This window comes from Campylobacter sp. BCW_6468, assembly GCF_001762865.1.
Taxonomy (GTDB): Bacteria; Campylobacterota; Campylobacteria; order Campylobacterales; family Campylobacteraceae; genus Campylobacter_D; species Campylobacter_D jejuni.
This window is the reverse complement of sequence record NZ_MJXQ01000030.1, coordinates 32815-57478: the sequence shown is the minus strand read 5'-3', so window position 1 is coordinate 57478 and position 24664 is coordinate 32815. Positions and strand designations below refer to the sequence as shown.

At 29.9% G+C, this 24664-nt stretch carries 20 protein-coding genes and 1 pseudogene; 15 read left to right on the top strand and 6 right to left on the bottom strand.

Annotated features, from left to right (window positions below; genetic code table 11):
• Positions 1-6: 6 nt before the first annotated feature.
• Positions 7-1402, bottom strand: a pseudogene (locus tag AJ889_RS03065) (DUF2972 domain-containing protein).
• 145 nt (positions 1403-1547) lie between these two features.
• On the opposite strand from AJ889_RS03065, the gene ispG reads away from it, so the two are divergent.
• A complete protein-coding gene (gene ispG / locus AJ889_RS03060; protein ID WP_002854766.1) occupies positions 1548-2621 on the top strand; it encodes a flavodoxin-dependent (E)-4-hydroxy-3-methylbut-2-enyl-diphosphate synthase in 1074 nt (357 codons plus the stop codon).
• A gap of 29 nt (positions 2622-2650) precedes the next feature.
• On the opposite strand, the gene flgH is transcribed toward ispG, so the two are convergent.
• Positions 2651-3349 (bottom strand): flagellar basal body L-ring protein FlgH, encoded by a 699-nt coding sequence (gene flgH / locus AJ889_RS03055; RefSeq protein ID WP_002864738.1) that lies wholly within the window; start codon positions 3347-3349, stop codon positions 2651-2653.
• An 89-nt stretch (positions 3350-3438) separates the two neighbouring features.
• On the opposite strand from flgH, the gene pta reads away from it, so the two are divergent.
• Together pta and AJ889_RS03045 are read left to right on the top strand one after the other, a co-directional pair.
• The gene (gene pta, locus AJ889_RS03050; RefSeq protein WP_010790824.1) at positions 3439-4944 is read left to right on the top strand and encodes a phosphate acetyltransferase; all 1506 of its coding nucleotides are present in this window, start codon (positions 3439-3441) and stop codon (positions 4942-4944) included.
• Between the two features lie 13 nt (positions 4945-4957).
• Complete coding sequence (locus tag AJ889_RS03045; RefSeq protein WP_002886335.1) at positions 4958-6154, top strand: acetate kinase; 1197 nt, start codon at positions 4958-4960, stop codon at positions 6152-6154.
• A 20-nt stretch (positions 6155-6174) separates the two neighbouring features.
• On the opposite strand, the gene AJ889_RS03040 is transcribed toward AJ889_RS03045, so the two are convergent.
• On the bottom strand, positions 6175-9927 hold the full coding sequence (locus AJ889_RS03040; RefSeq protein ID WP_032584669.1) for an Eco57I restriction-modification methylase domain-containing protein: 3753 nt from the start codon (positions 9925-9927) through the stop codon (positions 6175-6177).
• 149 nt (positions 9928-10076) lie between these two features.
• Between AJ889_RS03040 and AJ889_RS03035 the strand changes: the two genes are divergently transcribed.
• Positions 10077-10568 carry a hypothetical protein gene (locus AJ889_RS03035; RefSeq protein ID WP_002852223.1) on the top strand — a complete coding sequence of 164 codons (492 nt, stop codon included), beginning with the start codon at positions 10077-10079 and terminating at the stop codon, positions 10566-10568.
• On the opposite strand, the gene AJ889_RS03030 is transcribed toward AJ889_RS03035, so the two are convergent.
• Positions 10556-11494, bottom strand: coding sequence for a hypothetical protein (locus AJ889_RS03030; RefSeq protein ID WP_002876114.1), 939 nt, complete (start codon positions 11492-11494; stop codon positions 10556-10558). The two genes, AJ889_RS03035 and AJ889_RS03030, sit on opposite strands and share 13 nt — an antisense overlap.
• Positions 11494-12432: a 16S rRNA (cytosine(1402)-N(4))-methyltransferase RsmH gene (gene rsmH, locus AJ889_RS03025; protein ID WP_002859605.1), complete on the bottom strand. Its 939-nt coding sequence runs from the start codon at positions 12430-12432 to the stop codon at positions 11494-11496. Before rsmH ends, AJ889_RS03030 begins: the two co-directional genes overlap by 1 nt.
• Positions 12433-12590: 158 nt before the next feature.
• On the opposite strand from rsmH, the gene AJ889_RS03020 reads away from it, so the two are divergent.
• From AJ889_RS03020 to flgG, 5 genes are all read left to right on the top strand, one after another.
• Positions 12591-14081 carry a peptidylprolyl isomerase gene (locus tag AJ889_RS03020; RefSeq protein WP_002935115.1) on the top strand — a complete coding sequence of 497 codons (1491 nt, stop codon included), beginning with the start codon at positions 12591-12593 and terminating at the stop codon, positions 14079-14081.
• Positions 14078-15466 carry a cell division protein FtsA gene (gene ftsA / locus AJ889_RS03015; protein ID WP_074484732.1) on the top strand — a complete coding sequence of 463 codons (1389 nt, stop codon included), beginning with the start codon at positions 14078-14080 and terminating at the stop codon, positions 15464-15466. Before AJ889_RS03020 ends, ftsA begins: the two co-directional genes overlap by 4 nt.
• 15 nt (positions 15467-15481) lie before the next feature.
• Positions 15482-16594 (top strand): cell division protein FtsZ, encoded by a 1113-nt coding sequence (gene ftsZ / locus AJ889_RS03010; protein ID WP_002852071.1) that lies wholly within the window; start codon positions 15482-15484, stop codon positions 16592-16594.
• 155 nt (positions 16595-16749) lie between these two features.
• Positions 16750-17562, top strand: a complete 813-nt coding sequence (locus tag AJ889_RS03005; RefSeq protein WP_002869823.1) for a flagellar hook-basal body protein — start codon at positions 16750-16752, stop codon at positions 17560-17562.
• Between the two features lie 29 nt (positions 17563-17591).
• Positions 17592-18383 carry a flagellar basal-body rod protein FlgG gene (gene flgG, locus AJ889_RS03000; RefSeq protein WP_002935116.1) on the top strand — a complete coding sequence of 264 codons (792 nt, stop codon included), beginning with the start codon at positions 17592-17594 and terminating at the stop codon, positions 18381-18383.
• 66 nt (positions 18384-18449) lie between these two features.
• On the opposite strand, the gene glnA is transcribed toward flgG, so the two are convergent.
• On the bottom strand, positions 18450-19880 hold the full coding sequence (gene glnA, locus AJ889_RS02995; RefSeq protein WP_002869825.1) for a type I glutamate--ammonia ligase: 1431 nt from the start codon (positions 19878-19880) through the stop codon (positions 18450-18452).
• A gap of 202 nt (positions 19881-20082) precedes the next feature.
• Here glnA and AJ889_RS02990 point away from each other — a divergent pair, with 202 nt between their 5' ends.
• From AJ889_RS02990 to AJ889_RS02965, 6 genes are read left to right on the top strand one after another with little or no spacing between them, the layout of a single operon-like run.
• The gene (locus tag AJ889_RS02990; protein ID WP_002859609.1) at positions 20083-20778 is read left to right on the top strand and encodes a hypothetical protein; all 696 of its coding nucleotides are present in this window, start codon (positions 20083-20085) and stop codon (positions 20776-20778) included.
• Entirely contained in the window at positions 20775-22028 is a 1254-nt protein-coding gene (locus tag AJ889_RS02985; protein ID WP_002934682.1) for a peptidase U32 family protein, read from the top strand. The genes AJ889_RS02990 and AJ889_RS02985 overlap by 4 nt, the downstream gene beginning before the upstream one ends.
• Positions 22029-22523 carry a 5-(carboxyamino)imidazole ribonucleotide mutase gene (purE, locus tag AJ889_RS02980; RefSeq protein WP_002860021.1) on the top strand — a complete coding sequence of 165 codons (495 nt, stop codon included), beginning with the start codon at positions 22029-22031 and terminating at the stop codon, positions 22521-22523.
• 9 nt (positions 22524-22532) lie between these two features.
• Positions 22533-23069 carry a DUF3972 domain-containing protein gene (locus AJ889_RS02975; RefSeq protein WP_002852251.1) on the top strand — a complete coding sequence of 179 codons (537 nt, stop codon included), beginning with the start codon at positions 22533-22535 and terminating at the stop codon, positions 23067-23069.
• 11 nt (positions 23070-23080) lie between these two features.
• On the top strand, positions 23081-23944 hold the full coding sequence (glyQ, locus tag AJ889_RS02970) for a glycine--tRNA ligase subunit alpha (RefSeq protein ID WP_002860023.1): 864 nt from the start codon (positions 23081-23083) through the stop codon (positions 23942-23944).
• Positions 23931-24656, top strand: coding sequence for a Nif3-like dinuclear metal center hexameric protein (locus tag AJ889_RS02965; protein WP_032584667.1), 726 nt, complete (start codon positions 23931-23933; stop codon positions 24654-24656). The genes glyQ and AJ889_RS02965 overlap by 14 nt, the downstream gene beginning before the upstream one ends.
• The last annotated feature ends 8 nt before the right edge of the window (positions 24657-24664 follow it).

Below are 24664 nucleotides of genomic sequence, written 5' to 3'. Positions count from 1 at the left end.
ATATGATTATTTATCTTTGTATATTTTTTCAAATTCTTTATAATATTTCCAAGAATCAATAATATGAGGATGTGTTTGTTTTAAATGATTTAGTTCATTTTCAAAAATATTAAAAAAAGTGTAAATAAGTGATTTATTTTTTATAAAATAATCTATTACATCTTTTTCTTTCATCATTTTTGATTCTGTTTCATCTATGGTTATTTTAATTTGATATAAAAAATCATACAAATAATGTTTAATTGTTGAAAATAAAAGATTGTTTTGTTCTAATTGCTTAAAATCATTTTTATCAATATATACACCCATATCATTACATAGGTCGTTTTTTATAATTTCTTGTATTATGTCTATTTTTTCATGATTGATATGTTTTCTGTCTAAAATTATGGGAATGCTAGAAGTTCTATCAATATTGAAATTTTTATTATTTTTAGGAGTATTAAGATAAAAGGTGTTATTAATATCTTTAGAATTTGCATAAAGTGTAATAGGAAAAAGATAGCGAATATAACCTCTAAATTCTTTAATTTTAAATAAATCTAATTTATCTTTATGGGGGGGGGGTAAAATTAAAATTTATAGCAAGTAAATTCATGGTATCGAAGGCCTTTGATTGGCGGATTTCTTCCATATCAAGATAGTATACATTGTCTTTGTTAAAATATTTTAATAAATAAGAGATGATAAAAACTCCTTGTTGTAGTTCATTTATATCGATTTTAATTTTATGATTTTGATGAGTAAGATAGTTGATGTAATAACGCCAATCATAAGTTAGATTAAATTCAGGGGGATAGTTTCTTAAAACTTTACTCCAATCTCTTCCCCAGCTATGCTTTAAAAGTCCTATTGGATCTCGAACTCCGCAAATAATCTTAGAATTAAAATCTAATAAAGATAGATATTTATCAAAATAAGGTAGATTAATTTCTGATATATTAATAGCATATTGAGCAATTGTATTATCATTTAGACACATGTAATTAATACAATATCTCTCTTTGCTATCAGGTGGTAAAACCCAGGAGGCAAAACAAGTTACATCGCAACATTGATTAAGGTATCTTAAAAATGCTGCTGCTCCAACGCCATGTGGAGAAATATAGATAAATTTATAGTGTTTAGGTAGGGGTAAATTTAAATCCCAAGCTAATTCTGCGCAATGTCGACTAGAATCTATTTCTATAAAATTAGGATTGATTAAAGGTGGATAAGGATGTTTTGTTGATAAATATCTATCCCTAAATTCGTTAGAATTGAGCCAAGTGCAAATTGTTTCAATATTTTTCAAAACAAAGGTAAAAAATTTTTCATTATTCGAATTTTTTAAAGCTTGTAAAAGAATTTGAGCTAGGGTTGGAGTTAGGTTATTTTTTATATAGAGTAAAAGATTTTGCATATAACCTCTTTTAATTGTATTTAATTTATATATAATTCATAAATATTTAAATGTCATGAAATTTAAATATATTATCAAAAATAAACTTTAATTAAAGCAATAAAAAGTTAAAATTTGATATTAAAATTTTTCAAAGAGTGAAGTTATGGAGTATAAAAGATTTAAAACCAGACAAATCAAAGTAGGAAATGTTTTAATAGGCGGTGATGCACCCATTTCAGTTCAATCTATGCTTTTTACTAAAACAAGAGATATAGAAGGTTCTTTAGAACAAATCAATCGTCTTTATTTTGCAGGAGCAAACATAGTGCGTTTGGCGTGCTTGGATATGGCTGATGCAAGGGCTTTAAAAGAGATTAAAGCTAAAAGTCCTCTACCTTTAATCGTAGATATTCATTTTAATCATAATTTGGCTGTATATTGTGCTGAATTTATCGATGGCGTGCGTATAAATCCTGGCAATATAGGCTCTAAAGAAAATATTAAAGAAGTGGTAAAAGCATGTAAAGAACGGGGTATCCCTATACGCATCGGTGTAAATCACGGCTCCATAGAAAAACAATTTAGTGATAAATTTGGTTATGGTGTCGATGCCATGCTAGAAAGTGCGATGTATAATATCAAGCTTTTAGAGGATTTAGACTTTTTTGATATTAAAATTTCCATGAAGACTTCAGATGCTCAAAAAACTATAGAAGCTTATGAGAGATTAAGACCGCTTTGTGATTATCCTTTTCACTTAGGGGTAACTGAAGCAGGAACTAAATTTCATAGCACTGTAAAAAGTTCTATAGCTTTAGGAAATTTACTTCTTAAAGGTATAGGCGATACTATGCGTGTTTCTATGACGGGTGAGCTTGAAGAAGAAATTCGTGTAGCGAGAGCAATTTTGCAAGATAGCGGAGTACAAAAAAGCGGAGTAAATATTATTTCATGTCCAACTTGCGGTAGGATTCAAAGTGATTTGTTAAGTGCGATTAAAATCGTAGAGGAAAAAACCAAGCATATAAAAGAACCTTTAAACATCAGTGTCATGGGTTGTGTGGTAAATGCTTTAGGTGAAGCTAAGGGCGCTGATGTGGCTATAGCCTTTGGGAAAAATCAAGGACTTGTCATAAGACATGGTGAAGTTGTAGCTAAATTAAAAGAAAGTGAACTTGTAGATAGATTTTTAGCTGAAGTTGAAGATGAGGTTAAAAGTAGGGCTGTAAAAGAATAAAAGCCTAAAAGCAAGGTTTAACCTTGCTTTTAGAATGGCCATATCGCTTCTATAACTTTACTACCCCAAGGTTTTCTTGTGCTTCTATCCACTTCTCCTTCTGTTTTATATAGAATTTTAGCATCTGCTATATATTTACTATCTATAGTATTGTCTTGACCGATGTCATAAGGACGAATAACACCGCTTAATTGTATGATTTGCTTCTCCCCGTTGATTAAAAGCTCTCTTGAACCTTCGATAAAATAATTACCATTTGATAAAATTTTAATTACACGCGTTGAAATTGTAGTATTGAAACTTTCATTTCTGCTTTGTGAGCCTGTTCCTGTGTAGTTGTTTGAACTATTGGTTTGAAAGCCTATATTAGAATAAGCATTGACTTTATTAAGAGCATTAGCTACCACTCCTGAACTTCCTGTTAAAGCACCTCCGCCTAAATTTGAGGTATTAGTTCTACTTGTTGCTTTATTAGCTTGTGTGCTTTGAGTGGTGCTTTCTTGTATAACAACTGTAACTAAATCATTTACATTCATAGCTTTTTTATCTGAAAATAAAGGATTATCCCCTTTGCCAAAAAGCGATCCTGGTGCACTTTCTACATTATTACTTTGTTTTGGTGCAAGTTCTTCTACATAAGCAGGTGGTTTCATTGAAATTTGCGGATCAACCGTTGCAGAACAACCAAAAAATGCAAACGGTAACACATAAAATAAAACTTTTTTCATTTTCGTCCTTTAAAATATGAATTTTTATTTTTCTTTGTTAAAATTAGAAAAAGCAAAGAGTGTTCCACATTTATAAATTCAAGGAGAAAATGATGGCAAATCTTTATTTGATGAGATCTAGAAGTGATGAGTTAAATACTATTATTAGTACAAATTTGCTTAAAAATTATAGCAAAATTTACAAAAATATCGCAATTTATTGCCCTGTAATATACATACATCGCGTCCCTGTTTTGCAAGGTTGGTTGGAAGAATTTAATATCAATCAAACTGTAAAAAGCGCTTATGGTTTTACCTTTAGAGAGGCAATGGAGGAATTTAGCAAAGATCCTCATAATTTTTTTAATGTTATTTTAGAAGAATACGAAGAGTTAAAACGCAAATACGATTTTGTGCTTGTAAATAGCTTTTGCGAATTTGGAATACTTGATGGATTTGATCTTAGTATAAAATTGGCTAAAAATCTTAATACCCCTATCGCTGCTATTATTAACGATGAAGATAAACTTATAGCTCAAAAATATTTCGATCATGCCCTAGATGGTCGTAATTATGTTTTGATTAATGAAAAATTTAATTTTGAAGAAGTGCAAAAGCTTAAAGAGTATGATTTTATAACTCCGCATCGTTTTAAATATGAATTGATTAAACAAAGCGTAAAAAATAAAAAAACTGTTGTTTTGCCAGAAAGTAATGATGAGAGAATTTTAAAAGCTGCTGAAATTTTATTAAAAAGTAAAGTTGTTGATCTTATTTTATTAGGTGATGAGGAAAAAATCAAACAAGATGCCGCTAGATTAAGTCTTGATTTAAGTACTATACAAATTATGAATCCACTTAATTCAGAATATAATCAAGAATTTACTTCTATTCTTTATGAAGCAAGAAAATCTAAAGGCATGAGTTTAGAAGAGGCTAAGATGCTAGTTCAGGATAAAACTTATTTTGGAACTTTGCTTATACATACTGGAAAAGCTGATGCTATGGTTAGTGGAGCATCAACTACTACAGCTGAAACGATTCGCCCAGCATTACAGCTTATTAAAACCAAAGAAGGTATTAGTTCCGTTTCAGGAATTTTCTTTATGGGGCTTGAAGATCAAGTTTTAGCTTTTGCTGATTGTGCTGTAAATCCAAGTCCAACTGCCGAACAGCTTGCAACTAGTGCTTATGTAAGTGCTATGACTGCTAAATCTTTTGGACTTGAACCAAGAATAGCTTTGCTTTCTTATTCTAGTGGTGATAGCGGTAAAGGAGAAAGCGTAGATCTTGTAAAAGAAGCATTAAAGATTGCTAAAGAAAAATATCCTGAGTTGAATATAGATGGTCCTATGCAGTTTGACTGCGCTTATGATCCAAAAACTGCAGCAAAGAAAATGCCAAATTCTAAGATAGCAGGTCATGCAAATGTGTATATTTTTCCTGATCTTAACGCAGCAAATATTTGTTACAAAGCAGTTCAAAGAACTGCTAATGCTTTAGCAATCGGTCCTATTTTGCAAGGTCTTAAAAAACCTGTTAATGATTTAAGTCGTGGATGTTTGGTAGATGATATTGTAGATACCGTAATTTTAAGTGCAATACAAGCTCAATAGAAAGGAATGATAAATGAAAATTTTAGTTTTAAATTCAGGTTCTTCATCGATTAAATTTAAATTTTTTGATAATAAAGTCGTTAAAGCGAGTGGCTTAGTAGAGAAAATTGGAGAGCAAAATTCAAAGGTTGTATTAAAAAATACTTTAAATAATGAAAGTTTTGAAAGAGAATTAACAATAAATAATCACGAAGAAGGCCTTAGTATAGTTAATGAGCTTTTTAAAGAATCAGGAATTTTAGCAGATTTAAATGCGCTTGATGGCTGCGGTCATCGTATAGTTCATGGGGGAAGAAATTTAAGCGAGCATTGTTTAGTGGATGATTATGTTCTTAAAGAGATAGATAGGGTTAGTATTTTTGCTCCTTTGCATAATCCTGCGCATTTAGCAGGTATAAAAACAATGATCAAAGCTGCACCTAGTGTTGCTAATGCAGCTATTTTTGATACAGCTTTTCATCGCACTATACCTGATTTTGCTTATATGTATGCTTTGCCTTATGATTTTTATGATAAGCATAATATTAGAAGATATGGTTTTCATGGGACTTCTCATGCTTATGTTAGTTCTAGAGCGGCAAAATTTCTTCAAAAAGATCAAAATGAATTAAATGTCATCTCTGCTCATCTTGGAAATGGTGCAAGTGTATGTGCTATAGAAAAAGGTAAGAGTATGGATACTTCTATGGGCTTTACTCCGCTTGAAGGACTTATTATGGGAACGCGTTGTGGAGATATAGATCCTGCTATTTTACCTTTTATTAGTCATCTTAAGGGTTTAACTATAGAAGAAATAGATACTCTAATGAATAAAAAAAGCGGAGTATATGGAATTTGTGGTTATAATGATTTTAGAGATATAGAAAGAGAGATAGAACAAGGTAATGATAAAGCACGCTTGGCTCTTGATATGTTTTGTTATCGTCTTGTAAAATACATAGGAGCTTATTTCGCTATATTACCAAAAACCGATGCTATTATTTTTACTGGTGGTATAGGAGAAAATGATAGTTTGGTTCGACAAAAAGTATGCGAGAGATTAGCTCGTCTTGGTATCGAGTTAGATTTTGAACTTAACAAACAAAGGATTTCAGGCGAAAGAATGATAAATCATGTAAATTCTAAAGTTAAAGTGCTTGTTATTCCTACAGATGAAGAATTAGAAATCGCTAGAATCACAGAAGAACTTATTGGTAAAATTAAATTTTAAAAACTATATAAATCTTTCATTTATATAGTTTTTATCAAGGTTATATATTCACTTTGCTTTTCGTTTAAAACCTTAAAAGTGCTTATCATGTAAGAAAATTCATCATCACTTAAACCATAAAGTTCTTTAACCAATAAATCATTTTTTGCTCTTAAGATATCATAAGCTTTTTTAGTTTTTGGAATTTCTTCATTTTTTATACTAAATTCTTGTTTTAGCTCATCAAAATGACGATTTTGATCATTGTAAAGCTGTAAAAGCAAAGCATTTTTAGCGAGGGTTTTATAAATTTCATTGTTTTGAATTTCTTCATCACTTGGTTGAGGCAGGGGAATTCTTTCTAAATAAGATTTGCTTACATTGATTTGTACCATATTTCTTATGATAAAATCAACCACTAAAGAATTAAACAAAGCTAAAACAAATAAAATCTTTTCATAAGGCACTATATCCATGCAAATTTCATCATCTTTTACAATATATTGTTTTGGTGCATTTGCAAACATACTATGTCCAAAACCACAATTTTTTGGCAATAAAGAAGCTATCAAAGTTCTTTCGTTAGTGTCACTTGCAACAGCTCTATATCCAAGTCTAAAAAATTCTCTATCGTATTTTATCAATTTAGGATTTAATTCTTTCCCAGTAGCTTTTTTAGCTCTATAAAGTTCTTTACTTTTTAAACGCTCATCAAATTTAGCCTTTTCTAAAAAATAAGTAGCTTGGCTAAAATTTGCATTAAATTGATATATCATTTTACCTTCATATAAGGGTAAAAGTCCTTCCCTAAACTCTTCTATAAACAAATCTTTATCGTTTGTCATATGAAGTTCATTTACAAAATCTATATAATCAAAAGACAAGTTTTGAAAAGCATTGTAGCATTTTCTTAGAATTTTTAAAGCCTGCTTGTCTTTTAACTCCATTAAAGCTAGGTGAGTTGGGCTTAGCTTTTTGATATCTTTTAAACTTAGAGTTAAAATTTCATCTTTGTTTTTTAATGAGTTCATATCTGTTTTATAAAACATCGTTTTGATTTTGTGAGTGTGATTTGCTTGTGTATTTTTTATAAGCATAAGAGCAAATTTATACCTTGAATCCACATCAGCAAATATAGCTTGTCTATTTTCAAAACTATAAAAATATTCTAAAGTTTTATTTTCTAAAATTTCTTTTCTTAAAGTTAAGCTTCCATCTTCAAACATCAAAGCACTAGGAAGTACATAAGCTAAATTTCCATCTTGTTTTAAAAGAGAAAGATTTTTTTCTACAAAAAGACGAAATAAATTTCCATCTCCACTGCCTTTGTTTAAAGGATAAACTTTTTTATAATACTCGCTTAAATTATTTATATATGCTTTTTGTTTTTCATAATTTTGCTTTATATAATCTTTCGCTAGCAAATTGTCTTGAATTTCTTTTTTCTTGCTAGCGATTAAGCTTCTATAATCGCTTTTATATTGCGGAAAGAAATCACTATCACTAAATTTAGTTTTATCCCAAGGTGGATTACCTATGATGATATCAAAGCCTTTAAAGACTTGATTTTCTGTGATTTCAGGAAATTCTAACTCATAGTTAAAGAAATTAAATTCTTTTTGATATTTGCTAATGATAGCTTTTGCTTGTTCATTTTGGCTTAAATTTTGTATATCATCTTGACTTAGGGCTTTTAGAATTTGTAATTCTTCTTTGTTAGCAAAATGAAGTGAGTTGATATAGTCTAGATATAAATTTAACTTATCAAGTTTTGGTGTGATTTCATTTTGATAGATTTGTTTAGATTGTTTGATTTGTTCTTCGTTGGTATCTTGTAGATTATCAAGCTTTTCAAATACTTCTTGTAAAATTTCAAATTCTTGAGTAATGGAATTTGTGAAAATATTTTCTTTATTTTGCTTTATTAAATTTTCAAAATCAATTATACTTGAGCCTACCAAAGCATTGCCGCATTTTATGTGATGTTCTATAAAAGAAAGTGGGGTTCCAAAGATAAAACTATCTATCCAAAGGCTAAGTTTAGTAAGCTCTATGCTAAAAGGGTTTAAATCCACCCCATAAATAATGCGTTTTAGTAAAAGTCGTTTTAAAACATCACTTTCATCTAACTCATAATCTTGCACAAAATCTTTTATATAGTTTAAAATATTTTCTTTTTCTTCTTCATAAAGTTCTTTTAAATTTGTAAAATGATCAAAATCTGATAAAACAATGTGTGTAATAGCATTTAAAATTCCAACTAAAAAATGCCCGCTACCGCAAGCATTGTCTAGTATTTTAAATTTCAAAATGTTTTCATTGTTTAGTTTGTCTTTTAAAGCACTTTGGATTAAAAAATTAGCTATGGATTGAGGTGTATAAAAGCTTGCTGTTGATTTTCTTGAATTACTAGAATTTTTAAGATAAATTTGTCCTTTTTTGTAAAAGGTGTATTTTTCTACTTTTTTTGATTTTTCTAAAATTTTAAAATCATAATTATCAAAATAACATTCTATTTCTTTTGATTTTTCTTTATAGCTTACATAGTAAATATCTTCATTTGCTATTTCAAAAAAATAAGAAAGCAAGCCTTCATAAATCGTGCCTAAATGTTCTACACTTAAAGTTTTGTAATCTCTTTTAAAGCTTAGATTTTTATCTTTAAAATTTAATAATTGGTTTAAAATGAATTTTAAATCTTTATCATTAAAGATTTTTGGCGTGCTTAAAAGAGCGGTTTTGCTCTCATCAAACAAACCGCCATTAAAAACAGGCATGTCAAAATTGCCTTTGCCTTTGTTGTAAATGTTGAAAATATTTTCAAGTTCTCCAAAGCCACCACTTGAGCTTTCATCTTCTTGTAAATTTTCAAGTAAGGTTCTAAGACTGATTTTACTTTTAAAATACTTATGTTTTTCTAGTATAATTTCAAATTTATCTTCAAAATAAGCAATAAATAAAAGCCTAAAGATAAAATATAAAGAATTTTCATAGATTAGTTTTAAATCCGCCTTTGTTTTATTGTAAATTCTAGAGCCTATGAATTCAAATAAAGATTCATTTCCATTGGTTCCGTAAATGATAGATTTTAAATCATCTTCTATTTTGATTTTTGAAAGTTTATTGTTTTGTAGAGTTATTTCTAAATGATCTTCTTTTTCTGTGAAATTAAAAGCGCTAAATACACTATAAAAATACGCAAAAGCTTCAATATTTTGATCTTCAATGATTTTTTCTAGATTGATTTCGTAAAAAACTTTGTTTGAATTCAGTATAGAATTATCATAAAAACGCCAAAATCTACCATTGGTTAAAAAACCATAATTTTTCTTAAGATTGCCTAGATATCTTAGAATTTGAAAGTGAGGGTTGTCTTTTACTTTTTTATTGTCTATTTCTATATTATAAGCTTTTGACTCTAAAATGATTGTGAAATCATTGCTTGATTTTTTTGTTTCTTTGTCTAAATTTTCGTATTTTGATTTTAATTTGTCATTGCTAAAAAGTAGAAAATCAGGTTTTTCCAATTTTCCTTGTATGATTTTTTCATCTTGTCTTACAAAGCACCACCCTAAAATTTCTAATACTTTTGATATAAATTCATCTTCAAATTGATGTTCGTTTTGTTTTATAAATTTATTTTTGTCGTAAATTTTTGTAATTTTAGTTAAAATATCTCTAAAGGCTTTTTGATTTGCGTTGAAATTATAAATCTTAGGAAAGTCAATTTCTAAAGAATAGCTTGTAAAAAGATTATTGTTGAGGTATTTTTTAAGTTCTTGATAGTAATTCATGGCTTTCTTTCTAAAGTATTTTTAAAAATTTGACATTTTAAATTATATCTAAAAAACTTTAAAGACTTGTGCTTATTTATGAAAATGATTTTTTAGTTGGAATTAATTTTCTTTGGATAAAATTTTAATTAAAAAATAAAGCGTGGATTATGAAAAAATTTAAAGAATTTAGCCTTCGTTTTTTATTTAAAGTATCAGAGCAACCTGTTCTTATAAGAGATTTATTAGAGGCAAATGCACTTTTTAACGATGGAATGCTTGTAGATCCTTCTAAGCTAAATTTTAATTTCAAAATTCTAAATTCTTATATTTATTTTGGTGTTTTTTGCGCTGTGATTTTATTGCCATTGCTTTTGATTACTCATTATTTTTTAACAAAGCTTGACTTTCATATAAGCATAGTGAGCGCTGTTATGGTTACTGCTTGTGTATTTATAGGATATGATATTTTTAAAGTTTATACTCGCAAAATAATCTCAAAAAAAATAATACAAAAAGCCTGGGCTTTACACTTTCCTTATTTTGCTTATGAAAAGTACTCTACAATGGCGGGTGAATTTTATAAAGAAGCTTTAAAAGAAGAAATTCCAAAAGCAAATTTAGAGCAGTATGTTTTAGATAAGATTATTCATTCTAAATAATCTAAAATTTGATTTTGGAATCGCATATTTTCAAGTCTTCTTTTTAAGTCTTTATTTTCCTCGTTTAAAACACTTTCTTCTGTTCTTAATGTAGCAATCTCTCTACTAAGATAATAAATTTGATTTCTAATATAAATTTGTGGGGCAAATAAAAATAATGCAAAACTAACAAGTAAAGCTGCAAAAAGAAGATGATTGAAGTTTAGGTTTCTATCTTCTTTGGTAGCATTAGAGAAGCCTTCTAGTAAAATATTTTTTGCCTTTTGAGCATCTTCATCATTTTGTTGTTTTTCTTGAGCTTGATTAGATGGTTTTGGAAGTTCTTGTTTATTTTCTTGTGGTGTTATTTTTTTTTGTAAATTTTCTAAACTTTTCTTGATATTAGGTTGATTTTTAACATCTAGTTTTTTTTCTATAATTAGAGGTTTTTGTATTTTAGTTTCTGTTTTTTGAATTTTTTCTATAGAATTTGTAAGTTCCTTTTTTTCTTGTTTTGTTTGAGTGGTAGCTTGATTGCTTTTTGTTTGAATTTGTGCTTTGGTTTGGATATTTTTTATTTCGTTTGCTTTTTTTCTGCTAAATAAAAAATTTTTTTTAGTTTTTTTATTTTCTTCTTTTCTTCTTTCTTTCATTTTGGAAAAAATTTTTTTAGCAAGAGATTGCTTTTCTTCTAATTTAACATTGATTAGATCTTCTTTTAAATATATATTTGATTTTTTAGTATGTTTTGACTCATACTCTTCATCGAGTTCTTCTAAGAATTTATTAGGAGTCTTTTTTTTAAAACGACGTCTTAAAATATCATCGCTAGAAATTTCATCTCTTAAATCATCATCAAGCGGTTTGCCTTGATTTATGGCGCGAGAAAATTTCAGCATTTTTTGGCGTATGTTTTGGCGTTCTTTTATAAAATCATCTTCTAGCATTATTTATTGTCCAAATTATTAAAATAAAAAGCCCGCATTTTAGCACAACTAGAGCGAGAATTTTTTAAAAGTTCTTCCTTGCTCGCACTTATAGCTTTTTTAGTTATTATTTGTCCTAGGCTATGGTTATTTCCACATTCGCAACGCATTATTTTTTCATTACAAATGCAGTTTTTTGACCATTTTTTGAAAAATTGTTTTACTATTCTATCTTCTAAAGAATGAAAGCTAATGATAGCTAAAATGCAATTTTTTGGTTTTAAATTTTCTAAATGTTCAAGAAAATCTTTAAGCACTTTAAGTTCTTGATTTACTTCTATTCTAATGGCTTGAAATGCTAAAGTAGCTTTGGAAATTTTTCTATGATTTTGTTTACCTTTTCCTATGATTTGATAAAGCTCTTTGGCACTTTTGATTGGATTTTTACTTCTTTCTAGGCAAATTTTTTCAGCAATAAAATGTGCATCATGTAATTCTCCATAATCTTTAAAAATGGAAGTTAATTGCTCTTTTGTATAAGTATTAATAATCTCATAAGCCGATATTTTGGAGTTTTGATTCATTCTCATATCCAAAAAGTCAGAATTTACACTAAAACCTCTTTCGTTATTATCAAGCTGAAATGAAGAAACTCCAATGTCTGCTAAAATACCTCTTAATTCTTCTTTATGTGAAATTTTTTCTAAAACTTCACTAAAATTACTTTGCATAAAAGTTATCCTATTGCGAAAATCTTTAAGGCGTTTTTTAGAAAATTCTAAAGCTTGTTGATCTTGATCACAAGCAATGAATTTAAGATCAGGATGATTTTTAAGCAAAGCTTCACTATGTCCGCCAAATCCTAAAGTGCAGTCTAAAAAATAACCTGTTTTAAGATTTTTAAAAATCTCTTGAACTTCATTAAGCAAAACTGGGATATGAGGAATTTCCAAAATCAATCCTAATAAATTTTTATAAACTATAATTATAACTAAATTTCATTGTAAAAATCATAAAATTTAAAGAACAAATATTTTTTGGTAAAAATTTTATAATTAAACTCCACTTAAACACTTCTACGATACAATATCTAGTTTAAATTTAATCAAGGAATGATATGCTTACTTGGATGCAACATCACAAAAAATATCTTGTTGTTACTATATGGGTTAGTACTATAGCTTTTGTTGGCGCTGGCTTTTTAGGTTGGGGTGCTTATGATTTTAATCTCAATAGAAGTTCGAGTGTTGCAACTGTAGGAAATGAAAAGATAGGTTTTAGTGAATTTGATACTAGATATAGACAAATTTTAAGTTATTATAATCAAATTAGCAATGGTGCTTTAACTCCAGAAAATGCTGAGCAACTAGGCATTAAAAATATAGCTTTAAGCTCTCTTGTTGAAGATAAGCTTTTGTTAAATTTTGCCAAAGATTTGGGTATTGGCGCAAACGAGAATGAAATTTTACAAAAACTTGCAAATACTAGAGAATTTCAAGATCCTACAGGAGATTTTAACAAAACAATTTATTATGAACTTTTAAATGCCAATAATTTAACTCCAAAAGATTACGAAACACAACTTGCAAATGAAGTAATTACCGATAAACTTAATCAAATTTTTAATATTCCTAGCAAAGATGAGGAATTAAAAATGTTAGCTTCTAGTTATTTTATGCAAGATGCTTTAAGTATTGCAAAAATTGATTATGACAAAAAAAATATTAAGATTAACGAAGAGGATTTAAAAAAGCTTTGGAATGAACATAAAGAAGATTATAAAACTAAAAAAATATATGAAATTTCAACTTATTTTTTGCCAGTTAGCAATGAGAAAATTGACGACAAAGAATTAGAAAAATTTTATAATCAAGATGAAAATAAACTAAAATATAAAGATTTTGCAGGTAAAGTGATGGATTTTCAGTCTGCTAAAAATGAAATTGCTAAAGATTACGCCTTAATGCAACTAAAGAATGCGGCTAATGCTAAATTTTTAGATTTAAAAAATGGGAAAGATAATTTTCAAAAAGATCAAAATATTAGTGAATCTGATGTTTATTATCCAATTGATCTTTTGAATAAAGCTAAAAATGGAGATGTTTTACGACCAGCACCTTATAATAACGGATATATCATAGTGAAACTAAATAAAGTAGATCCTATAAGAAATAAAACTTTTGAAGAAGCTAGAGAAGAAGTTTTACCTATGTATTTAAGCGAACAAGCTGGAAAAAATTTAGAAGAAAAAGCTAAAAATAGTTTGGTAAATTTTAAAGGCGATGATATAGGCTTTGTAAGTCGAGATAGTTCTCGCGAGAGTGTAAAGCTTAGTGATAAGATATTAAATGATTCTGAATTTGCTTATTTTTTAATGAATGTATTTAATACTGATCAAAATAGTTCTTATGTGATCATTAATGACAGTAAAGCAATATTATATAAAATAAATAAACAAAAATTAGATATGAACTCCGATAAATTTGAACAATACAAAACTATGCTTGAGCAAAATTTGCAAAATTTAAAAGCAAATGAGCTTAAGCAAGAACTTGTTGATGAACTTAAAAAGATATATCCGATAAAAATTTATTATAAAGGGAATTGATTTTGAATATATTAGGAATTGACTTAGGCTCAACCCAGACTTGTGCCATTATTGCTCAAAAAGATGAAGATGGATTAAAAATTATTGGTTTTTCCAAGTCGAAAACCAACGGGGTTAAAAAAGGTGCCATTACCAATATAGAGCTTGCTTCTAAATCTATTGAAGAAGCTGTTAGAAGTGCTGAGATGATGAGTGGAGTTCATTATGATAAGGTTGTGGTGTCTATATCAGGTGCTTATACTAAAAGCGTTGATAGCATAGGTGTTGTTAATATTCCAAATCATGAAATAGGCATTAAAGAAATTCATCGTGCTGTAAGTACAGCTAAGCATACTGCCAATCTACCAAGTGGTTATGAAATTATCCATGTTTTGCCTTATAATTTTAAGGTTAATGATCTTGAACATGTTGATGATCCTTTGGGAATGAGTGGCAATCGTTTGGAAGTTTCAACCCATATAGTGATTTCACAAGAATCTCATATTAAAAATCTTAAGAAAGCAGTTGAATTAGCTGATTTAAGAGTGGATAATATAGTTCTTTCAGGATATGCTTCAGCTATAGCTTGTTTAGATGATAGTGAAAAGGAATTAGGTGCTGTTTTGATTGATATGGGTGGAGCGATTTGTGATATGGTTGTTCATACTGGAAATTCAATTAGATATAATGACTGTTTGCAAATTGGCTCGATTAATATTACCCAAGATTTATCAATGGCATTGCATACACCTTTAAAAGAAGCAGAAAAAATCAAGCTTAATTATGCAGCTCTTTCGCAACAGCCTAATACCCTTATACAAATTCCTTCAATGGGTGATGAAAGAAAGGTTAATGAAGTTTCTTTGGATATTATTTCAAACGTAATTTATGCAAGAGCAGAAGAAACTTTGATGATTTTGGCAAAAATCTTAAGTGATAATCGTTATGCCAATGCTATAGGCGGTGGAGTTGTTTTAACAGGTGGAATGACTAAGTTAGCAGGTATTGATGAGCTAGCTCCTGCAACATTTGATAATCGCTCAGTTAGACTAGCTACTGCAAGAAAAGATTTGATTACTGGTTTTAGTGAAATTTTTAATGATCCTGAAAATACTTGTGCTATAGGACTTTGTTTATATGGAGCGGGGTATTTTACGCCTTATGAACTTGATTCTAATGAAAAATTAAGATATAAAGGGGAAATTGAAAATTTTAATCGTCAAATTAAACAAGATATTGTTTTGCAAAAAGATGCAGAAAGTGAAATAAAATTTGATTTTTTTGATGAAAATTTGCAAGAAAATGATACAATTGCAATACAAGAACAATTAGATTTTAAAGAGCCAAAAGAAAAAAAACCTAGCGTTTTTTCAAATATCTGGCATAAAATTATGAATCAATTTTAACAAGGAGAAATTTTTATGAGTGAATTTTTAGTAGAAGAAATGCAACATAATAAAGGTGCAAAAATTAAGGTTATAGGCTGCGGTGGCGGTGGCGGTAATATGATCAACCATATGGTTAAAATGGGATTAAATGATCTTGATTTAATTGCAGCAAATACTGATGCACAAGCTATTTCAATTTCATTAGCAAAAACTAAAATTCAACTTGGCGAGAAAAAAACTAAAGGTTTAGGCGCTGGTATGCTTCCTGAAGTAGGTGCAGAAAGTGCTAGAGAAAGTTTTGAAGAAATAAAAGCAAGTCTTAGTCAAAGTGATATTGTATTTATTGCTTCAGGTTTTGGTGGAGGTACTGGAACGGGTGCCACTCCAGTTATTGCACAAGCAGCTAAAGAGATTGGAGCTTTAACTGTTTCTGTTGTAACTATGCCTTTTGCATTCGAAGGAAAACAAAGAAAAAAACTTGCTGAAAGCGGTCTCCTTGAGCTTAAAAAAGAAAGTGATTCTATTCTTGTAATTCAAAATGAAAAATTATTGAGCATTATTGATAAAAAAGCAGGCATTAAAGATGCTTTTAGATTGGTTGATGATATTTTAGCTCGTGCTGTAAAAGGTATGGTGTCTATCTTGCTTGATAATGGAGATATTAATGTTGACTTTGCGGATGTAAGAACCATCATGAGTCATCGCGGACTCGCGCTTATGGGTGTTGGTAGTGCTAGTGGTGAAAATGCTATAGAAGAGGCTCTTTCAAACGCTATAGAATCTCCTTTGCTTGATGGAATGGATATTAAAGGTGCTAAGGGAGTTATTTTGCATTTTAAAACAAGTTCTAATTGCTCTTTGTTTGAAATTTCGGCAGCAGCAAATAGTATACAAGAAATTGTTGATGAAAATGCTAAGATTATTTTTGGTTCTACCACAGATGATAGCATGGAAGATAGAGTTGAAGTAACTATTATTGCGACAGGGTTTGAAGATAAAGATACAGTAGCTAAAAAATCTACCGAAGAAGCTCAAGCTTCTAAGAAAAATCCTTATTTAAGTCTTAAAAAGGTAAGCGGTGGTTACGATGAAGAGATAATGGCGCAAATTGAAACACCAACTTTCTTGCGTCGTCAAATGGATTAAAATTGATTTTTAAAGCAAGATTGGGTCAAATCTTGCTTTTTATAGTTTAAAATTCTCTCCTAATAATCTTTCAAATATTTATTTTTCTTTGTTTTTAAAAGTTGGAACACTCTTTGCTTTTATAGCTATAAAATCTTAATTTTATAGGTGAAAATATGCAAAATGGATATTATCAAGCAACTGGCGGAATGGTAACTCAGTTTAATAAACTTGATGTGATTACTAATAATCTTGCCAATATTAATACAAGTGGATACAAAAGAGATGATGTGGTTATTGCAGATTTTAAAAGGATTTTTAAAGAAACTCAGGATGAGTTGCCTATAGAAAATCACACAAGAGATGCATCTCGTTTTGTAAATACTACAATAGATGGAATCCCACAAGTTTCTCAAGAATATACGGATTTTAGCCTAGGTTCTTTAAAGGCCACAAACAATCCTTTGGATTTGGCAATGACTAGAGAAGATGCTTTTTATTTGGTTCAAACCAAAGATGGAGAAGTAAGATTAGCCAAAGATGGAAATTTTCAACTTGATGATGAGGGTTATTTGGTAAATAAGCAAGGATACAAGGTATTAAGTAGTGATTATTTTAATAATCCTCAGAATGCTGGCATACGCATTCCTAATGGTGCTGTTCAAATTAGCGTTGATAAAAACGGAAGCATTGAAGTTGATGGAGCTCAAAATGCAAGATTATTTGTAGCACAAGTAGATGATATAAGAGCTTTGCAAAAAGATGGGGATAATGTCTATAAAATAGATGATCTAACCCGTATTAGAGATTTGAAAAACTCCAATGCTATTCGCCAAGGTTTTTCTCAGGGATCAAATGTTAATCCAGTTACTGAAATGGTAGGACTGATTGAAGCAAACAGAATGGTAGAAATGTATCAAAAAGTTATGACAGCTCATATGGATGACTTAAATCAAGAAGCTATCAATAAGCTTGCAGCTGTTAAATAATTTAAAATAAAATAAAAAAAGGATTAAAAATGATGAGATCACTTCATACTGCTGCTACGGGAATGGTAGCGCAGCAAACACAAATTGATGTTACTTCAAATAACATCGCCAATGTTAATACAGCAGGTTTTAAGAAAAGTCGCGCAGAATTTGCTGATCTTATGTATCAAGTTATGAAGTATGCAGGAACTTCAACTTCAGCTACTACTCTTTCTCCTTCGGGTATAGAAGTGGGTGTGGGTGTGCGTCCAACAGCGGTAACTAAAGTTTTTACTGAAGGAAATTTAAAATCAACAAGTACTGATGGTCTTGATATGGCTATTGCAGGTAATGGGTTTTTTCAAATACAACTTCCTGATGGCACTATAGGATATACTAGAAATGGGCAATTTACAAAAGATAATGAAGGTAATATTGTAAATTCAGATGGTTATAGACTTTTACCTGAAATGACAATACCTGAAGGCGCAACAGCAATTAATGTTGCTACAGATGGAACCGTTTCTGTAATGCTACCAGGGGAGCAACAAGAAACTCAAATTGGCCAAGTGGAGCTAGTTCGGTTTATAAATCCAGCGGGTCTTCATTCTATGGGTGATAATCTTTATCTTGAAACAGGAGCAAGTGGTGCACCTGTTGCGGGTATAGCAGGACAAGATGGGCTTGGAACAATAAGACATGGATTTATAGAACTTAGTAATGTTCAGCTTGTTGAAGAAATGACAGATCTTATCACAGGACAAAGAGCTTATGAAGCGGGTTCTAAGGCCATTACAACAAGTGATGATATGCTAGGAATTGTAAATCAGCTTAAGCGATAGTTGATATAAAATAAATAATTTTTAATTCTTTTTTGTTTAATGGCGTGTTAAACGCCATTAAATTTTTTAGCAAGAGTAGCAAGTTTTAAATTCATAAGCAGTTGGACGAGCTTCTACTGGCCAAACTTGTGTTTCAAATTTTAAATGCTGATAGTCATCGATAAAAATATCGCTCATTACAGGTTTTAAATAAGAATTATGTCGGATTAAAGCTTCCAAACTTCCTCTTAGAGTATGTGGTAATTGCTCTATCCCTTTTTCACGTATTTCATCCAAAGTAAGATCAAATAAATTTTCATCCATAGGACCCACAGGAATGGTTTTATTTTTGATTCCATCAAGACCTGCCATTAAAAGACTAACAAAAGCTAAATAAGGATTAGCAGTGCTATCAGGGAAGCGAATTTCTATACGAGCTGAATTTTTACCTATGCCATAAGGAACGCGACAACTTGCTGATCTGTTTTGACAAGAATAAGTTAAAATACAAGGAGCTTCAAAGCCAGGAACTATTCTTTTGTAAGAGTTGGAACTTGGATTTGTAAAAGCTGCAACACTTCTAGCATTTTTTAAAATTCCACCTATATAATTTATAGCAGTTTGACTAAGTCCACTGTATCCATCTTTATCGTAAAATAAATTTCCTCCATCTTTCCATAAGCTCATATGAACATGCATACCATTGCCATTATCTCCGTATAAAGGTTTTGGCATAAAAGTGGCAGTTTTGCCATTTAAATGAGCTACCATTTTTACAACATATTTATAAATTTGAACATTGTCAGCTGCTTCTACAAGCGTGCCAAAATTTACTCCTATTTCAGCTTGTCCTTGTGCAACTTCATGATGATGAACAAAAGTTTTAAGACCTACTTTTTCAAGGGTTTGAACCATTTCAGAACGAATATCTACTAAAGAATCAATTGGCTGAACTGGAAAATATCCACCTTTGTTTCTTGGCCTGTGTCCAGTATTGTAGCTATCGGTAAATTCTCTATCATCATTCCACTCTCCTTCTTCGGTATCAACTTCATACTTAGAACAATGAGTAGTATCAACTATTTTTACACTATCAAAAACAAAGAATTCATTTTCTGGTCCAAAGTAAGCAGTATCAGCTATGCCACTATTTTTAAGGTGTTCCATTGCTTTTTTTGCTATGCTTCTTGGACATTTTTCATACATTTGTCCTTTGTAAATATCATACACATCACAAAATACTATGATAGTAGGATCAGCCGTAAAAGGATCTAAAAAAGCACTTTGAGCATCAGGTTTTAAAATCATATCTGATTTTTCTATAGGTTGCCATCCATGAATTGAGCTTCCATCAAATGGAATGCCAGTTTGAAATGTTTCTTCATTGATTGCATGAAGATTATAGGTAATATGATGCCAAGTTCCTATCATATCTGTAAAACGAAAATCAACAAAAAGCACTTCATTTTGTTTGCAAAATTTGAAAAAATCATCTATATTATTAACAAATTTTCCCATATTTTTACTCCTTTATGTAATTAAATTTATAAAATTATATCATAAAATTTTTAATTAAGATTTAATTAATATATTTTTTTTAATAAATTTAAAAATTTAATTTAAAAAGATTAAAAAATAAAAATTTATATTTTTGTTTTAGATAAAATTGATTATAATTTTGAGCAATTATTGAAAATCTAGATTTAAAAAAGGGAAAAAAATGACTCAAGAAGAGCTTGATGCTTTGATGAATGGTGATGTTGATCTTGATTCAGAGACAGAAGCAGAGGTAAAAACCGAAGAATCGAATACCGAAGAAGATGCTTTGATGTTAGAAGATGTCAAAATAGCTGATTACAAACCTAATCCTAGCGTGGTATGGCCACCACCCCCACCAAATCAGGAGCATAAGGTTGTACATCAGTTAGATGATGTTACAAAAGATAGCGAGCTTAAAGCAACGGAAATGATGGATAAGCTTGAAAGTATTAATAATTTTTTTGCGGATTCTGAAAGTTTACTCAAAGAGATAAATAAAGCAATAGAAAAAAATATTGATATTTTTTCTAAACTTAGTGAAAAATTTCCTAATGTGGAAAGTTTCAGTGAAGCTTTAGAATTAAACAATCAAGCTAAAAAAAGTTCTAAGGAGATTGTCGGAAATCTTCAAAGCGGACAAGATGAAGTGATGATGGCAATGGATGCAATGCAGTATCAAGATATACATCGTCAAAAAATCGAACGTGTTATTAATGTAATGCGTGCTTTAAGCCGTTATATGAGTTCCTTATTTGAAGGTAAAATTGATGATAAAAAACGTGTAAGTTCTGCAGTGCATATTGAAGGTGATGGTACTGCTGATGTTGTAAGTAATGATGATATAGAAGCTTTAATTGCAAGTTTAGGGCAAAAATGATCATTCCTGAAATAGTAGCTCCTGCAGGAAATTTCACAAAATTAAAAATTGCTTTAGCTTATGGCGCAGATGCGGTTTATGCGGGTGTGAATAATTTTTCTTTAAGATCACGCACTGCAAGAGAATTTAATTATGAAAGTTTTGAAGAAGCTATCAAATATACTCATGAGCGTGGTAAGAAAATTTATGTTACTTTAAATGGTTTTCATTTGAGTTCTCAAATTGAAGGTTTAAAAAGACATATTTTAAAATTGCGTGAGATGAAACCTGATGCTTTTATTGTAGCTTCTGTTGGAGCTATGCGTCTTGTTAAAGAACTTGCACCTGAAATTTCTTTACATGTTTCTACTCAGGCAAATATTTTAAATTATTTAGATGCTCAAGTTTATAAGGATATGGGTGCTAAAAGGGTTGTAATTGCCAGAGAATTAGGGCTTAAAGACGCTAAAGCTTTAAAGGAAAATTGCGATATTGAACTTGAAGCTTTTGTGCATGGTTCGATGTGTTTTGCTTATTCTGGGCGTTGTTTAATAAGCTCTGTGCAAAGTGGAAGAATGAGCAATCGTGGATCTTGTGCAAATGATTGTAGATTTAATTATGAGCTTTATGCTAAAAATCCAGAAAATGGCACTTTATTTCGTTTAGAAGAAGATGAAAATGGTACTCATATTTTTAATTCTAAAGATTTAAATCTTTGTTCTTATATAGAAAAAATCATGCAAGAAAATTGTATCAGTGCTTTTAAAATAGAAGGGCGTACTAAAAGCGAATATTATGTTGCGCTTACAACAAGGACTTATAAAATGGCCATACAAGATGCTTTAGAGGGTAAATTTGAGTCAAGTAAGTATGAAAAAGAGATTGCTACACTTAAAAATCGTGGTTTTACAGATGGCTATCTTGTTTCGCGTCCTTTAGAAAAAACCGACACACAAAATCATAATACAAGCATAGAAGAAGGTTCTCATCAAGTGCATGCTATAAGCGAAGATGGAAGATTTTTTAAATGTAAAGGGAAAATCGTTTTAAACACGCCTTATGAAATTTTAACCCCTTTAGGCGATGTGATTCAAACTTGCAATAATGAACTAGGTAAAATTTATCAAAAAGAGGGTAAATATTTTATAGAGTTTAAAAAACTTATTGCTAAAAACAATAAAGAATTTAGCGAAATTCATAGCGGTAATGAACATGAAATCCAATTACCAAATAAAATCAGTGCATTAAGTTTTTTAAGAAAGGAAATATAGATGAATTTTGTTTCTATTTTAATGGGAAGCAAGAGTGATTATGAGACTATGAAAGAGGCTGCTAAAACTTTAGAAAGTTTTGGTGTAAAGTATGAACTTATCATCTCATCAGCTCATCGTAGTCCAAAAAGAACAAAAGAGTATATTGCAAATGCTGAAGAAAAAGGTGTGAAGGTTTTTATAGCAGCAGCTGGAATGGCAGCGCATTTAGCTGGAGCTGTTGCAGCTTATACAACAAAACCTGTTTTAGGAGTGCCTATGCCAGGAAGTAATCTTGCAAGTATGGATTCTTTGTTTTCTACGGTGCAAATGCCTAGTGGAATTCCTGTAGGAACTTTAGCTATTGGTAAGGCTGGAGCAATCAATGCTGCTTATTTGGCTATGCAAATTTTAGCTATTTATGATGTTGATTTAGCACAAAAGCTTAAAGAAGATCGTCTTGAAAAAGAAAAAAAACTTGTATCTGATTCAAAAGAAGTAGAAGTTTTATTATAAGGGATAAAAATGCAAACCTATCTTGAACTTGAAGAATTTTGTAAACTTGTGCATTTAAATGAAGATGTGGTTAAGGGTATGATGGCCAATGGGGCTTTAAATTTTAAAGAAGAAGAGGGTAAAATTTACATCGAAGCTCATCAAGGTACTTTTAGTGTAGTGCCTAGTTCTGCAAAATCTCAAACTGCAATGGTAAATTCAATGACTTTAGCAGGAGAAAGTTTTGTTGAAAAAACAATAGGAACTATTTTAAATTTACATGAAAAAGTTTTAGATGCTAAAGATGAAACACTTGAAGCATTAAAAAATGAAAATAAATTTTTAAAAGATGCCCTTTATTCTATGCAAGAGCTTTATGATGAAGATAGAAAAACTATAGAAACCTTAAACAATGAGTTAAAACATGCGCGTGAAGAGATAGAATTTCTCAAGCGTAAATATAAATTAATGTGGAGTAAAACTGCAGAAATTTTTGGAGCTAAGACAGAGCCTGATTTGGAAATGAATAAAAATTTAGAAAAACCTATTGAAAATATGGAACAATAAAGAGAGATACAATGACTTTTTCACAAATGATACTTAATTTACAAAATTATTGGCAAGAGCAAGGCTGTGCGATTATGCAACCTTATGATATGCCAGCAGGTGCAGGAACCTTTCATCCAGCAACTTTTTTAAGAAGTTTAGGAAAAAAACCTTGGGCAGCTGCTTATGTGGCTCCAAGTAGAAGGCCTACTGATGGACGTTATGGTGAAAATCCTAATCGCTTAGGTGCTTATTATCAATTTCAAGTTTTGATTAAACCTAGTCCTGATAATATCCAAGAATTATATCTTAAAAGTCTTGAAAATTTGGGTTTTGATTTAAAAAGTCATGATATTCGTTTTGTTGAAGATAATTGGGAGAGTCCAAGTTTGGGTGCTTGGGGTTTAGGCTGGGAAGTATGGCTTGATGGTATGGAAGTTACTCAATTTACTTATTTTCAGCAAGTTGGCGGTATAGCAGTAGATTTAGTAAGTGTTGAAATTACCTATGGTCTTGAAAGAATAGCCATGTATCTTCAAAATGTTGATAATGTTTATGATATAGTTTGGAGTGAATTTAATGGAGAAAAAATTAAATACGCAGATGTGCATAAGCAAAGTGAATATGAATTTAGTAAATACAATTTTGAAGTAAGTGATGTTAAAATCTTAAATGAGCAGTTTGAAAATTCTTACAAAGAATGTAAAAATATTTTAGAACAAGGACTAGCTTTACCTGCTTATGATTATTGTATGCTTGCTGCACATACTTTTAATCTTTTAGATGCAAGAGGAGCAATTTCTGTAGCACAAAGACAAGATTATATGTTAAAAATTCGTGAACTTTCAAAAAATTGTGCTGAAATTTATAAGAAAAATTTAAATGAAGCTGAGTGAAATTTATAATTTTTTAGATCAATTAAGTCCCTTTGATATCCAAGAATCATGGGATAATAGTGGAATTTTGCTTGGAGATAGGGATAGTGAAATTTCAATTGTTTATTTAAGCTTAGATATTGATGAAAATATCATTAAAGAAGCGAGTGAAAATTCTTTAATTATCACACACCATCCTTTGATATTTAAAGGTTTAAAAGATTTATATGACAAGACTTATCCTAGGGCTTTTATCAAAGAAATGATTTATAAAAATATTTCTTTAATCAGTATGCATACAAATTACGATTTAAGTCATTTAAATACTTATTTTACGGAAGAAATTTTAGGTTTTAAAATTTCTTTTAAAGATGAATTTTTAATTTATGTGGAAAATTCTATGTCTTTTGAAGCTTTGTGTGACTGGGTGAAAAAAAAGTTAAATTTGCAAATTTTACGTGTAAGTGATTGTGGCAAAAAAGACATTAAGCGCATTGCTATATGTACTGGAAGTGGCGGGGATTTAATTTCTAAAGTAGATGCGGATTGTTTTTTAAGTGGAGATTTTAAATATCATCAAGCTTTAGAGGCGCTTAGTAATCAAATCAGTCTTATTGATTTGGGTCATTTTGAAAGTGAGAGATATTTTTCTCAATGTTTAGCAAAAGACTTGAAAAATTTGCCGCTACAAGTTATAATAACAGTTTCAAAAAATCCATTTCAATATTTTTAAGGAAAATA